8 protein-coding genes and 1 pseudogene are annotated in these 14,202 nt (G+C 66.1%); 2 read left to right on the top strand and 7 right to left on the bottom strand.

Features of this window, described 5'->3' with window-relative positions:
• A pseudogene (locus tag MFF42_RS20195) lies at positions 1–655 on the top strand (ribonuclease E/G); the annotation flags it as partial.
• Positions 656–864: 209 nt separating this feature from the next.
• Here the strand turns inward: MFF42_RS20195 and MFF42_RS20200 are convergent.
• The 3 genes from MFF42_RS20200 to MFF42_RS20210 form a co-directional block, all read right to left on the bottom strand.
• Positions 865–2,031: a pyridoxal phosphate-dependent aminotransferase gene (locus MFF42_RS20200; protein ID WP_238257343.1), complete on the bottom strand. Its 1,167-nt coding sequence runs from the start codon at positions 2,029–2,031 to the stop codon at positions 865–867.
• A gap of 75 nt (positions 2,032–2,106) precedes the next feature.
• Entirely contained in the window at positions 2,107–3,501 is a 1,395-nt protein-coding gene (locus MFF42_RS20205) for an OprO/OprP family phosphate-selective porin (RefSeq protein ID WP_238257344.1), read from the bottom strand.
• 136 nt (positions 3,502–3,637) lie between these two features.
• Positions 3,638–4,681, bottom strand: coding sequence for an HD-GYP domain-containing protein (locus MFF42_RS20210; RefSeq protein ID WP_238257345.1), 1,044 nt, complete (start codon positions 4,679–4,681; stop codon positions 3,638–3,640).
• 553 nt (positions 4,682–5,234) lie between these two features.
• Between MFF42_RS20210 and MFF42_RS20215 the strand changes: the two genes are divergently transcribed.
• Positions 5,235–6,014: a DsbA family protein gene (locus MFF42_RS20215; protein ID WP_238257346.1), complete on the top strand. Its 780-nt coding sequence runs from the start codon at positions 5,235–5,237 to the stop codon at positions 6,012–6,014.
• A gap of 227 nt (positions 6,015–6,241) precedes the next feature.
• Here the strand turns inward: MFF42_RS20215 and MFF42_RS20220 are convergent, their stop codons facing one another.
• From MFF42_RS20220 to MFF42_RS20235, 4 genes are all read right to left on the bottom strand, one after another.
• Entirely contained in the window at positions 6,242–7,429 is a 1,188-nt protein-coding gene (locus tag MFF42_RS20220; protein ID WP_238257347.1) for a mechanosensitive ion channel family protein, read from the bottom strand.
• Positions 7,430–7,617: 188 nt separating this feature from the next.
• Positions 7,618–10,977, bottom strand: a complete 3,360-nt coding sequence (locus tag MFF42_RS20225; RefSeq protein ID WP_238257348.1) for a glycosyltransferase — start codon at positions 10,975–10,977, stop codon at positions 7,618–7,620.
• On the bottom strand, positions 10,929–11,516 hold the full coding sequence (locus MFF42_RS20230) for a hypothetical protein (protein WP_238257349.1): 588 nt from the start codon (positions 11,514–11,516) through the stop codon (positions 10,929–10,931). Before MFF42_RS20230 ends, MFF42_RS20225 begins: the two co-directional genes overlap by 49 nt.
• A gap of 639 nt (positions 11,517–12,155) precedes the next feature.
• Positions 12,156–13,892, bottom strand: a complete 1,737-nt coding sequence (locus MFF42_RS20235) for an AMP-binding protein (protein WP_238257350.1) — start codon at positions 13,890–13,892, stop codon at positions 12,156–12,158.
• Positions 13,893–14,202 lie beyond the last annotated feature (310 nt).

Here is a 14,202-nt window from a genome sequence, read left to right on the forward strand (position 1 = left end):
CCGTCGCCGCCGCCGCCGCGGCGGACGCGCCTCCGGTGAGGGCGAGGCCCGCGCGCGGGACGAGAACGGGGCCGAGGACGGTTCCGAGGACGGCGACGACGCGCCCGAATCCGAGCCGGAGACCGCCGAGGAGGAGGAGGCCGTCGGCGCCGCGGCCGAGCGGGACGAGACCGCGACCGAGGCGGCCGCCGAGGCCGGCGACTCCACCGATGAGAACGGACGCCGCCGCCGCCGCGGGCGCCGGGGCGGCCGCGGTCGCGGCCGGACCGAGCGCAACGGTCGCGGGGACGCGGATCAGGATTCCGAGCAGGAATCCGAGACGGGCGAGGCCGTGTTCGAGGCGCATCCCGAGGAGACCGCCTCCGACGCCCTTCCGGTCGGGCCGGAGGAGCCGGTGAACGATGCCGACGTGACCCGGGTGTCGCTCGACGCCGAGAACGGCAGCGCCGCCGAGCCGCCGCCGGTCGTCCCCGCCCCGGAGGCCGAGCCGATCCGGGCCGAGGCCGTCGCGGAAGCCGCGACCGAGGCGGCGGCCCCGGCCAGCCGGGAGCCCGCGCCGGAGCCCGTCGCGGTGGTCCTGACCCCGCCCGATCCGAACCGCCCGAAGCGGGCCGGCTGGTGGTCGCGTACCAAGGCGGCGCTCACGGGCGAGTAAGTCTCACCCGAGGGAAGGCTCCCAAATCCCTCTCCCCTCCGCGGGAGAGGGTGCTTGCGGAGCAGGCGGGCGAGGGGCAGCGCGACGGTGCCCTTTCCAGCCGGCGTCGAACCGGCGGAAGCCGGGCTCCCCTCTCCCGACCCCCCTTCGGGGCCACCCTCCCCCGCAGAGGGAGGAGGGATCGGCGCCGCGTGAGGCGCTCTGACCGGCTACGAACCCAGCCACCCCTTCAGCCGCCGCACCGCCTCGGCGCACTCCGCCTGCGAGCCGGCGAAGGAGAAGCGGATGTGGTGGCCGCCCTCCTCCGGGTCGAAGTCGAGGCCGGGCGTCGCGGCGACCCCCGCCTCGTCGAGCATGCGCCGGCAGAAGACGCCGGCATCGTCGGTCAGCCGGGCGAGGTCGGCGTAGAGGTAGAAGGCGCCGTCGACCGGGTGGATGCCGGAGAAGCCCAGCGACGGCAGCGCGTCGAGGAGCAGGGCGCGGTTGGCCGCGTAGCCCTCGCGGATCGCAATGATCGCGTCGAGGGTGTCGAAGGCGGCGAGCGCGGCCACCTGCGAGAGGTAGGGCGCCGAGATGTAGAGGTTCTGCGCCAGCCGCTCGATGGGGCGCACGAGGGCGTCGGGCACAACCATCCAGCCGACCCGCCAGCCGGTCATGCAGTAGAACTTCGAGAACGAGTTGATGACGACCGCGCCCGGGTCGAACTGCAGCGCGGTCGCCGTGGGCACCCCGTAGCTGAGGCCGTGATAGATCTCGTCGGAGAGGAAGGGCAGGCCCAGCGCGCGCGCGGTGGCGCAGAGGTCGGCGAGGCGGGCCGGCTCGATCACCGTGCCGGACGGGTTGGCCGGGCTCATCACCAGCAGCCCCGAGAGCCTTTGGGCGCCGTGCACCGCCCGGATCAGGGCGGGGGTCGGGGCGTAGCGGTCCTCCGCGCGCAGGGTCAGCGGCTGCGGGATCAGGTCGAGGGCGCGCAGGATCCCGTCATAGGCCGGATAGCCGGGGCGCGGCACGCCGATCCGCGCGCCCGCGTCGAACAGCGCGAGGAAGGCGAGCACGAAGCCGGCCGAGGAGCCCGTCGTCACGACGACCCGCTCCGGCGAGAGGCTCACGCCGTAGGTCTCCGCGTAGTGCCGGGCGATGCGCTCGCGCAGGGCGGGGAGCCCGAGGGCTTCGGTGTAGGGGATGCGCCCGTCGGCGAGCGCACCTTGCGCCGCCGCGATCACCGCGCGGGGTGCGGGCGCCGAGGGCTGGCCGACCTCCATGTGGACGACGCCCTCGCCGCGCCGCTCGCGGGCGCCGGCCGCGGCCATCACGTCCATCGCCAGGAAGGGCGCCACGGCCTGCGCGCGGCGCGAGAGGGCGGGATCGGGGCTCAAGGCGGGCTCCTCACGGGGGCGGGACCCGGATGCAGGTAGACCCTGGCGGCGCCCCGCTCAACCGCGGGCTCCCGCCTACCAGAAGAGCTGCGCCCGGCCGATGAACACGTCCGCGTCGACGGTGCGGCGGCCGAAATCGAGCGATTCCGCCGAGGGCGCCGCGTGCGAGCGGACGTAGTCGAAGACGAAGCGGATGTTGCGGTCGGGGTACCAGTTCACGCCCGCCGTGAAATCGTGCTCGATGCCGCCGCGCACGTCGCGCGACTCGAGGTCGATGGCGCTGTAGCGCAGGCCGAGTTCGAACACGCCGGTGCCGCCGCGGCTGACCCGCTGGCGATCCTCCAGCTCGACGCCGGTGAAGACGCCGTACTCGCTGCCGTAGTTCGGCGCGACCCGGTAGGGCCGGCCCTTGCCGTCGAGCACCACCGAGGCCTGGATGTAGCCGCCCTGGAAGAACAGCGGCGGGCGCCCGTCGCGGCGCTCGACATCGGTGAGGATGTACTCGCCCTGGAGCCGGAACGGGCCCTGCTGCCACGCCGCCTCGAGGCCGACGCGGCCGACCGCCGTGGCGTCGCGGATCGTGAGCGTGTCGGCGAGGGGGCGGCTGAACAGGAAGGCTTCCGGGCGGCTCGACAGGTTGAGGTCGCCGGCATCGTCACCGAGCGCCCGGTAGCTGCCGGCGAGGCCGAGATGCAGGACGTCGTTCCCGTTCTCCGCGCGCCACGGCGTGTAGGTCACGCGGGTGGTCGAGGCGATGCCGTTGGTCTGCAGGCCGCTGTTGATGTTCCCGCCGAACACGCCCGTCACCGCCGTCCAGCTCTCGCCGTGGGTGCCGATGGCGGTGCCGAAGCTGCGCGCGGGGGCGAAGGCATCGGCCTGCGAGCGCTCGGCGAACTGGGTGACGTTGTTGCTGATGAGCTGGTCGAGGCTGAACGGCTCCTTGAAGTTGCCGTGGGTGATGATGACGTCCTTGAAGCCCTTGTAGGCGACGATGGCGTCGTTGACCGGCATCTTCGGCTCGATGAGGTCGTACTGGAACGCGAACTCGAAGTCCTTGAGGCTGTAATAGGTCTCGATCCAGGCCCGGCGGATCGCCGCCGGCTCCTCGAACACCGTGCCGAACCCGCGCTGCTGCACCCGCCCGGTGCCGAAATCCCCGTGGAGCCGGCCGCCGATGCGGACCTTGCTGCCGTCGTCGAGGCGGACCGTGATGCCCTTCTCGTCGAGGGTGACCGGCGGCCGGCCGTCCGGCGCCTTGCTCTCCGGCGCCTTGTCGTCCGGAGCCTCGCGGCCGTCCGCCTTCGCCCCGGATCCCTTCCCCGGTCGCGCCGTCCCGGGCCTGTCCTCGGCGGGACGGGCCTCGCCGCCGCGATCCTCGGGCCGCTCCGCCGCCGTCGCGGCGCCGAGGCCTATCAGGGACAGCGTCAGGGCCGAGAGCGCGGCGCGCGGCTGGGATCGGCGCGAGAGCATGGACAGGGCCCCGGAGGCGACGGGCGGGTCGAGGTCGGATGTCGCGCGGGGTCCCGCGGGACGGCCACGCGACGGTGTCGTGCCTCCCGTCGTTGATACGGGACGCCGTCCGACGCAATCCCTGCCGGAGGTTGTGTCAGGGCGTGTCCTGCACCGCCCGGCCGAACGCCTGTACCAGCCCGGCCTCCAGCTTCCCGTCCATGCTCGACAGGATGGCGAGGGCGTCGCGGCTCGACATCGGCGCCTTGTAGGGGCGCCGCTCGATCAGGGCGGCGTAGATGTCGCAGATCGTCAGCAGCCGGATCGGGTCGCTGATCTCCCGCGAGCACAGCTTGTCCGGATAGCCGGACCCGTCGAGCATCTCGTGGTGGTGGCGGGTCACGGCAAGCGTCACCGGGTCGCAACCGCCCGAGGCGCTGAGGATCTCGTGGCCGATCGGCGCGTGGGTCTGCATCACCGTCCGCTCGTCGTCGTCGAGCCGGCCGGGCTTGTTGAGGATGGCGTGGGGGATGCGCGACTTGCCCACGTCGTGGACCAGGGCGGCGCGGGTCATCAGCTGCTTGTCGGCGCCGGAGAGACCCAGATTCTGGGCGAAGGCGGCGACGACGCCGGAGACCAGCAGGCAGTGCTGGAAGGTCACGTCGTCGTGGGCCCACACCTCGTCGAGCCAGCGCGACAGGCCGCCCTCCTGGATCGCGCCGAGCACCGGATCGACGCCCTGCTCCACGTTCGACATGTCGACGGCGCCGGACTGGGCGGAGGCGAACAGGCTGGTCATCAGCGTGCCGGCCCGCTGGGCCTCGCGGGTGATGACGAGGTCGGCCACCGACTTGTCGGGCCAGACCTCGCGCACCAGCGAGCCCACCACCATGCGCGGTTCGGCCAGGGCCGACAGGCAGAGCGTGGCGCCGAGATTGCGCGCCTCGGTGAAGGCGGTGTGTCCGCTGCTGCGGGTCAGGCAGATCAGGGGCGTGCGCGTGCGCGCCGGCCGGTTCGTCAGCAGGCGCAGGCAGCGCTTGGCCTCGGGGCGGCTCAGGGTGATGTCGGCGATCACGCCGCGCAGCGGGCCGATCCGATCCCAGGTCTCCTCGGTGCCGACGACCCGGCATTCGGCGACGGCGCGCACGGCATCGACCAGAGGCTGGCTACGATCCGGACGATCGCTCACCACGACGATCACGCTGTGCTCCCCGTTTCGCCCGTTCCGGCTTCATCGCGGCCGGCCGAGAGCCTGAAGTGCATCCTTTAGCGAATCGATAATATACTGCGATCTTCGGTGGAATTCTGAGATGAGCGGCCGGTGCCGTCACGGCGACCGCTCGAAGCAGCTTTGGCGGCTTCGGGGTGCGACGCGCGCTATTCATGACCTCAAGTCTCGAAATAGGCCGGAGCGGGGCGGGAAATTGACAACCTCAAGTTTTAAATTGTGCCGAGCGGAGCGAGATCCTGAGCCTGCGGAGGCGGGTGCCGGCGATCGGGGCCGGCAAGAAGACCAGGGTCATCGCGTTCGAGCGATGGCCCAGCCGGTGCCGCGAAATCGCCGCAGCGCGGGAGCAGGATCCAAGCCGAGGCCGTCCGGGCGGCGGCACCCGTCGAAATCCGTGTCGCATCGGCGCGGCGGGCGCGCTGTGCCATAGTCCCGTCGCGCGGGGCCGGTTGGAACGCCGTGTCGAACGTTCCGGCCGGGCCTTCGTCCCGACATGCATCTCGCCGACACGCATTCCGAGGTATCGATGACGCTGTTCCGCTCCGTTTCCGCCCTCGCCCTCGCCGGCGGCCTCACGCTCGGCGCGGCCGCGGGCGCCCGTGCGGAGGAGGCCGCCCCCTTCACCGACGCCCAGCGCAAGGCGATCGAGGGGATCGTCAAGGACTACCTCGTCAGGAACCCCGACGTGCTCCAGGAAGCGATCGCCGAGGGCGAGCGCCGCGCCCAGGAGACGCAGAAGCTCGCCCAGGCCGCCGCGCTGAAGGAGTCCCGCGAGGCGCTGGTCAACTCGCCCCACGGCATCGTCGCCGGCAATCCGAACGGCGACGTCACGCTGGTCGAGTTCTTCGATTACAATTGCGGCTATTGCCGCAAGGCGTTCGGCGACGTGCAGACCCTGATCAAGTCCGATCCGAAGCTGCGCGTGGTGCTCAAGGATTTCCCCGTGCTCGGGGCCGAGTCGCTGGAGGCGAGCCGGATCGCGCTCGCGGCCAAGCTGCAGCTCAAGCCCGAGAAGATGTTCGACTATCACGCGAAGCTGCTCGAGACGAAGGGCCGCATCAACGGCGAGCGGGCGATCGCGGTCGCCAAGGAGTTCGGCGCCGACGTGGAGCGCCTGAAGCGGGACGCGCAGGGGCCGGAGGTGAAGGCGGCGCTGACCGAGAATGTCGGCCTCGGCGACAAGCTCAGCCTGTCGGGCACCCCCGCCTTCGTCATCGGCGACGAGATCCTGCCCGGCGCCGTCGGCGTCGAGCCGATGCGCAAGACCATCAACGACGTGCGCCAGTGCGGCCACGCGAGCTGCTGATCCGGTCCTCGCCGTAAGGCAAGCGGACGGGACCTGGCCGAGGGCGATCGCTCGAAGCCGGGTGAACCGCTTCGCGGCGCGAAGAGCGTCGAGCGGAGCGGAAGCCCAAGGAACCGAGACTTTCCGCGTAGGCGGGCGCCGGCGATCGAGGCTAAGAAAGAAACCAAGGCCATCGCTTGAAAGCGATGGCCTCTGACCCTGCGGGACCGCCCCGGGTCCCTTCCCGTTCAGGCCGCCGCGGCGCGGGGATCGCTCCGGAGCGGGCGCTCGCCGCGGAAGCCGGCCGCGTTGCCAGACTCGGATCCGGGCGCGGGCCGGCAGTCGGGATGGGGCGGCTCGGGGCTCACCCATTCCGCGCGCTGGCGCGGCAGGGCGGACGGGTGCTCCTTCTGCAGGAAGGCGATCATCTTCTCGCGCACCTCGCAGCGCAGGTCCCAGGTCTGGGGCGCGTTGCGGGCGCTCACCAGCATCCGCAGCTCGATCACGCCCTCCCGCGCATCCGAGACCTGCAGGTTGACCACGTTGCCGTCCCACAGCGGGGACGCGCCCGCGATCCGCCGGAGTTCGGTCCGCATCGCCTCGATCGGCGCCCGGTGATCGACGTAGAGGAACACCGAGCCGATCAGCGAGGCGCCCTCGCGGGTCCAGTTCTGGAACGGCTTCTGGATGAAGTAGGTCAGCGGCAGCACGAGGCGGCGCCAGTCCCACAGCCGCACGACGACGTAGGTCGCGGTGATCTCCTCGACCCAGCCCCACTCGTTCTCGACGATGATCGCGTCCTCGATCCGGATCGGCTGGGTGATGGCGATCTGGATGCCCGCCACGAGGTTGGAGAGCACCGGCTGCATCGCCAGCCCGAGGATCAGCCCGGCGGCGCCCGCCGAGGCGAGCAGGCTCACCCCGTATTGCCGCACCGGCTCGAAGGTCATCAGGGCGATGGCGGCGGTGACGATGGCCACCAGGGTCAGGGCCGCCCGCTCCAGGATGCGCATCTGCGTGAAGTGCTTGCGGGCAAGCAGGTTGTCCTCCGCGTCGAGCTTGAACCGGCGCAGGTAGATCACCGTGGCGATGTGGATCGCCGTGGCGCAGGTCCAGCCCGCGAGCGTCACGAAGGCGACGAGCAGCACCTGGTTGAGGACGAGCCGGATCTCCCAGGTGAGCGGCGCGGTGGAGACCGCGAGCGCCAGGGCCACGACCAGCAGGCCGAGCCGGCTCGGCCCGCGGGTGCGCGCGACCAGCGAGCGCCAGAACAGGCTCTTCCCGCTCACCGCCCGCTGCGCGAACCGGTCCGCCACCGCGTGCAGGGGCAGCACCAGCGCGCAGCAGCCGGCGATCAGAACCGGGCTCGCGACCCACCAGGGCCACTGGACGATCCAGCCGATCAGCCGATCGAAGAATGCGTGGGCCTGCGCCATCGATCACCTCCTGGTCAGGGGGGAATGATCGCTGGCGGGGGCGGTTCCGCACTGCACAATGGTGCTGCAACTCGATTGTTCGTGCGCATTTTCATGCGCGTCGCCCCGGACTTGCGAGAAACGAGCTTCCTCCGAAGGATCGTCGGCATCAGCTGAGACATAACGAACAAGCGTAATCGGTCGGTGTATCAACCTGCCATCGCGACCAGCTTCGAATTCTTCGTCGTTTCAGGATCGACCATACCTTTCGCTTGAAAAGGCGTATGCCGGTATATATTTCTTGCCAACTTCTCCAGCATAAGTCGATTGATTAGATTTTCCCACTGCTCAGCGATCTTGCCGATATCATAATCGGAAAAGCTCTTCAGGGCCTCCGCTCCCATCGCGATCCGACGCTCCCCATCGACAATCATCCGCGCGATCGCATCGGCCAGTGCTCGACCGTCCAAATCCTCTTCAGCATCGGATCGCACGAGAACTCCGTCGACGGCGTCGCGGATCAGTTCATTCGGACCGTTGCAGGAGGCGTAAGCGATGGCCGGTAGCCCTGCCCTCTTCGCTTCGACAACCACGATGGCAAAGCCTTCGAACAGCGACGGCACGACGAGAAAGTCGCTCGCGATCATCTCGTCGTGGATGGCCGTGGTTTCGCCGTTCAGCCGAACACGGCCGACCAGTCGAAGACGATCGATCTCGTCTTGGAGGATCTGCCTTTCTGAACCTTCTCCGAAGATCGCAAGCTCCCAATTCGGATGATCCGGTGTGACGATCGCGAAGGCTCTGATCAACGCGAGGAAATTCTTCTGCTTGGCGAGACGGCCCACCGCGATGATCCTGCGCTTCACCGACGAAAGGTCTGCGAAGCCGCGGACGTCGGGCGAAACTCCGTTGGGAATGATGACGGATCTCGCGGCGATCGTATCGGTGAGAGAGGCTTTGAACTTCTCCAGGAGCAGGTGAACGGCATCAGCTTTGTCGAAGCACCGCAGCCGACCGCTCCGGTCCCACCATTGTGCTTCGATCACGGACGGATCGTTGTGTTCAGAAACGATTCTCAGGATGTCCAATCCATCGGCTGCCGCGACGACCGGCTCGAACAACCACTCCGACAGCATCGGAATGAAGATCTCGATGCCGTGATCGACAAGCATTGCCCGCAGCGCAGCCACCGCCGAGGTCAAACTGCCCTCGTCGAAGACCGGGATCACGCTGACGCGTTCATCGAGTTCGTAGGGACAGACTTTGCTGTCGCTGACGCGGCAGAAGACGAAGACGGTATGGCCGAGGCGGCTCAAGTGATTGGCGATGCTCGCCGCCTGCCGTTCGATCCCGCCGCGCGAGAACATCATTCCGTGCACGTAGAAGGCGATGTGCGCGAGGTGTCGCCGGTCCTTGCTTGGACCGGAGCCCAACCGGAGGTTTTTCGACAGGAGCTGCTTCGTGCCCACCTTTGGAATATGAGCGAACCGATCCCATTCTTTTTCCAGCTCATGGACGATCCGGCTGGTCGTTTTTACAGGAAGGTAGAAATTACGAACGACATATCGAGCAATTCTTTCTCGTTCATCGAAGTATATATCGCTCCCTTCCAGGATCGAAACGACTGATCCAGCGTGACGACGGAAGAAGTTGCTCGCCTCGACCGTATAGGAGATGCCGCCACTGCGTAACATGTCGAGATAAATGATCCAGTCACCGCACATTTTAAAGTCGTCGGCGAGGCCGATCGCTCGTTCAAGTGCCGATTTGCGCATGATCGCCGCGCTTGCGTTGACGATCGTGCAGGTGAATCCCATGCTGGATTCAACCTCTTCGCGCCCGTCCTTATCGTAGCTCGTCTCGAATTTGTTGCCTGCGGCTGCTTTCAGGTAGTTGTCGAGAGTTGTTGTTGTCCGCTCCCCGTTCTCATTGATATTGATCGTCTTGCAGTACGATATGTTGATGTCGTTCTTGACGAAACTTGCGAACACATGTTCAATGAAGTTCGTCGTACAGCTGTCATCGCTCTCGGCAATCCAGACATAGCTGGACCGTGCCAGCGAGAGGCCCTTTTTCCATTGCAGGAACGGCGATCCGCTCCTGATGCTGTTGGGGTGAACCGAGATTCGTGGATCGTGGGTATGCCGCTCGATGACGGACAGGCTGTTGTCCGTGCTCAGATCATCGAGGATGATCACATCCATGTCCATGAAGTCCTGAGCCAGCACGGAGCCGATTCGTTCGGGTAAGAAGCGCTCATGATTGTAGTTCGGTATGATGACCGAAAGCGATGGATCGATTCGATAATCAGTCCGCAGTTTGTTAAATAGGATCGGCATCACAGCTGTCTGACTGTTCTTGCGTAAGACCCGTAGTCGCGCATTTAAGCCGGCGTCATCCAGAGAAGCCCTGCGCGCGATTAGCATCTCGATCGTCGAGGCCGCCGTTTCTGCAGAGAAGCTCTCGACGCCGAAGCCAGCGTCCTCCTGCGTAAAGGTGTCAATTCCGCTGTGGCCCTTGAAGTAAACCGTCGGTATTGCATACTGAGCCGCTTCGAGGCAGACGAGGGGAAACGGGTCCTCCCGTGATGGCAGAAAGAAGATATCTGCCGCCGCGATGAGCTCGCGAGCATTCGACTTATGTCCAACGAAGCGGATCCGATCCTGCAAGCCGATCCGGCTCGTCCAGTCGCAGATCGCTTGGTAGTCTGGGCCGTTGCCCAGCCAGACGGCAATGACATTCTGATGGCTCGATCTGTCGAGCAAGATTTTGAGGGTTTCAACGAAGATGTCGGGAGCCTTGCGCGGATAGACCGATCCAGCCCCCAGGACGACAAATGCGTCGTCCGGCAGATCGAGCTGCATCCGCGCGTCGCGCCGCATGATCGAGATATCTTTCGTGCTTTGGGCGGAAATTCTGATGAAAGACTCGAAAACGGAAATTTGATCCGCATCTACATCGAAATAAGTGGTCAGGTCTTCTTTCACACGCTGCGAAGCGCCGATATATTGTGATATGTACGGTCTGATTCTTTCGAAGTTGTTTCGATAAAGTGCTATTGTCTCTTTCATCTCATGGACGTGCATGATCAGCGGCGGACGAGATGTTCCAAACAAATTCGAGTAAACTTCACCAAAGTCGCCGCTTACGATCGTGTTGCAATAAATATAATCGTATTTTCTGTCACAGAGCCCGTGTTTGACTGCAAAAGCAATGTCTTCAATCCCGTTGATGACGATAACGTGAGCAAATTTTGCATAATGCTCGAAGATCGGCCCGTACTCGAGAGCGAGCACCGTGATATGGTAGGTGGTATTGTTGGCGAACCACTCGATGACGTCTCTCAGCATTACCTCCGCGCCCGTAAACTGCCCGGCATGGCAGACGAACAGCACGCTGGCGGACCCGGGCACGGGCTGGAACCGTCGAACGATCGATGGCTGCGCCGTGCGCCCCTCGCCGCGGCCGAACGCGACGTAGTGGTAGAAGGGATTGATGTTCGCAGCCCGCACGTCGGCATTCATCCGAACATAGTACGCCGTCGAGAATGCGCTGTTGGGGTCGCGCAACTCCTCACTCCATGAGAGGCGAAATGAGATGCTGGATCGAAAGTCGTGAGGCTCGAAGCCACCGCGCCGATGTCTGAGTATTGGCGGATATAAAATTCGGTGTCGAACTCGGTTCTGATCGTATCCAACTCAATCCGACGCCTTTCTTCATCGTCGGGAGGGGATGCCGTAACGATCCTGTCATCGACACTCTGCCAAATAGACCGGCCATCCCAATTTTTGCTCGGAGCTCGGCCCTCGTGTTCGCCGTGTTTGATGTAATGAAAAAACGGATTTTGATCGCTTTCGGCCACGTCTCTGTTGTTGTATATGTAGTATGACGTGCTGAATCGTGGGTGCGGGTCATATCCGGCAATGGCGCCATAATTTATATAATGGCGGACCGGATCAAATTTGCCGACCTGTTTTTGCAATCCCCCGACGTCTGCATATTTATTAATATAATAGTTTGCATCCATTTTGGCTTTGATGATTCGATATTGATAATTCCTCCTTTTTTTTGTCGCGCGAAAGCATCTGCGGATCAAACTCGCAATCATCAAAAAAGCTCGTTCATGCCTTGGGATTTTCAATTTGATCTGCTGTCCGCACGAAGTGGGCCCGCCGCACATGGGCAGGTCATTTACAGCTTAAGGGAAGCTTTTTCAAGTCAAAGAGGTGTAAGATCCTACCGATGTTCCCTGATGTATTTGCAATTCAATCTAGCGTATCCAGATAAAATTGTATAATATTCGCAGTAATATTGATAAATCATCGAGATGGCCAAAATCCTAGCAATGTTGACCCGCTCGTCCGTGAGAGGGCGCGAGTTGGGAGCATTGAAATTTATGTAACCAGAATTTTACTGTTCTGGCCGACGTTTATGCTCGATTTTGCTTGGGAGCGTTGCTTCGTCATTCTCGCGGGGGACGGAAGGCAGCTGATCGTGCTCGTCGCACGCCACCGCTTCGGACAGAAATCTCGCCCTGCAGATGCCGACGATGGCACCGCGCCGCTCGGGCTTGAGGGAGGGCATCCAGCCGCTGCCGTCGCAGTGTCACACTGGGTCGTTCGTCGTGGAGTGCTCGACGGCGGGCGCTGAGAGACGTGGTCCGGGCGCTGTCCGATCGCGCTGTGCGCGAGCGACGGGGCGAAGGTCGGCTTTCGCGGCCGAGCGGCCATCCCGTCGGATCGCCGCCTCAGACGTCCGCCCTCCCCTCCTCCCGCAGCGCCCGGCGCAGCACCTTGCCGACATTGGTCTTCGGCAGGCTGTCCTGGATCACGATCCGGCGGGGCACCTTGTAGCCGGTGAGGCTCGCGCGGGCATGCGCCCGGAGGGCGTCCGGCTCCACCGAGGGATCGCGCAGCACCACGTGGGCGACGACCATCTCGCCGCTCTCGCCGCAGGGCGCGCCGACGACCGCGCACTCGACCACCGCCGGATGGGTGGCGAGCACGTCCTCGACCTCGTTCGGGTAGACGTTGAAGCCGGAGACGAGGATCATGTCCTTCATCCGGTCGACGATGCGGATCTGGCCGTCCGGCGTCATCACCGCCACGTCGCCGGTGCGGAAGAATCCGTCGGCGGTCATCGCCGCCCGCGTTTCCTCGGGCCGGTTCCAGTAGCCCGCCATCACCTGGGGCCCGCGCACGCACAACTCCCCTGGCACGCCGAAGGGCAGCACCGTGCCGTCCTCGGCGCGGATCGTCACCTCGGTCGAGGGCAAGGGATAGCCGATCGTCCCGGTCCAGTCGGCGAGCCCGAGCGGGTTGACGCTGACCACGGGCGAGGTCTCCGACAGGCCGTAGCCTTCGAGGATGGTCTGGCCGGTGATCGCCTTCCAGCGGGCGGCCACCGCCGACTGCACCGCCATGCCGCCGCCGACCACGTATTCCACCTTGGAGAAATCGACCGTGCCGATCTTCGGGTGGTTGTTCAGCGCGTTGAACAGCGTGTTGACGCCGGCGAAGTTGGTGAAGCGGGTGCGGCTCAGGGTCTTCACGAAGCCGTCGAGGTCGCGCGGGTTGGGGATCAGCAGGCAGCAGCCGCCGAGCCGGAAGAAGAACAGGAAGCAGGCGGTCAGCGCGAAGATGTGGTAGAGCGGCAGCGCCGTCACCGCCACGCGCCCGTCGCCGTCCTCCGCCGAGCCGCGGAACCACGCCCGGCTCTGCTCGATATTGGCCATGACGTTGCGGTGGGTCAGCATCGCCGCCTTGGCGATGCCGGTGGTGCCGCCGGTATATTGCAGGAAGGCGACGTCGCCGGGCTCGATCAGGACCGGGGGCCGCTTGAGGCCCCGGCCCGCCCGCACCACCGCCTCGAACCGCAGGGTCCGCTCGGCCGGCAGGGCGTAGGGCGGCACCGCCCGCTTCACCCGCCGCGACACGAAATCGACGATCCGCCCCTTCAGCCCGAGCAGATCGCCCGGCCCCGCCACGACGATCCGCTCCAGGCTCGGCATCTGCGGCAGCGCCTGCGCGACCGTGTGGCAGAAATTCTCGAGCACGAAGAGGACGCGGGCGCCGGAATCGTTGACCTGCGCGGCGAGCTCGCGCGGGGTGTAGAGCGGGTTGACGTTGACGACGGTGCAGCCCGCCACCAGCACGCCGAGCAGCGTCACCGGACAGGCCGGGACGTTGGGCATCATCACCGCGACGCGGTCGCCGATCCTCTCCGCGCCCGCCTCGCTCGCCCGGCCCGCCTTGCCGTAGCCGTTGGCGGCGAGCCACGCCGCCACCGCCTGCGCCGCGGCGCCGACCTCGCGGTAGCGCAGGCTCGCGCCGAAGCAGGTGACGGCCGGGCGCTCGGCGAAGCGCAGGACGCTGCGGTCGAACAGATCGACCACGGTGCCGACCGAGTCGACGTCGATGTCGGCGGGAATGCCGGGGGGATAGGCGGCCAGCCAAGGGCGCTCCGCGCTCCGGTCCTGCGCCATCCTCATCCCTCCTGCCCTGTGGCACGCGGCTTATGAGGGCCGGCCTCCCGCCGACGCCGCCGCTTCCCGTTGTGGCTTAAGCGTTTCCGGCGCGTTCGATCAACCCACACCGGCCCGCCTTGCGGAAGACATCGACCGGGTTGTCCGTGCTCAGGCCGCCCGCCGCGGCCGCAGGCGCGCGGCCACGAGCAGGAGGTGCGGCAGCGCGGCAGCCGTCAGCAGCAGGGCGGCGATGACGAGGTCGCGGGCATCGAGCGGGCGGCGCGGCCAGGGGCCGAACCCGGCATCGCGGGCGAGCCCGATCAGGGCG

It is taken from the genome of Methylorubrum podarium, from assembly GCF_022179745.1.
Taxonomy (GTDB): domain Bacteria; phylum Pseudomonadota; class Alphaproteobacteria; order Rhizobiales; family Beijerinckiaceae; genus Methylobacterium; species Methylobacterium podarium.

Excerpts from the sequence above, each read along its gene's own strand:
- MFF42_RS20205 (WP_238257344.1), bottom strand. The coding sequence starts at position 3,501 with ATGCTCTCGCGCCGATCCCAGCCGCGCGCCGCGCTCTCGGCCCTGACG.
- MFF42_RS20215 (WP_238257346.1), top strand. The coding sequence starts at position 5,235 with ATGACGCTGTTCCGCTCCGTTTCCGCCCTCGCCCTCGCCGGCGGCCTC.
- MFF42_RS20220 (WP_238257347.1), bottom strand. The coding sequence starts at position 7,429 with ATGGCGCAGGCCCACGCATTCTTCGATCGGCTGATCGGCTGGATCGTC.
- MFF42_RS20230 (WP_238257349.1), bottom strand. The coding sequence starts at position 11,516 with ATGATTGCGAGTTTGATCCGCAGATGCTTTCGCGCGACAAAAAAAAGG.
- MFF42_RS20235 (WP_238257350.1), bottom strand. The coding sequence starts at position 13,892 with ATGGCGCAGGACCGGAGCGCGGAGCGCCCTTGGCTGGCCGCCTATCCC.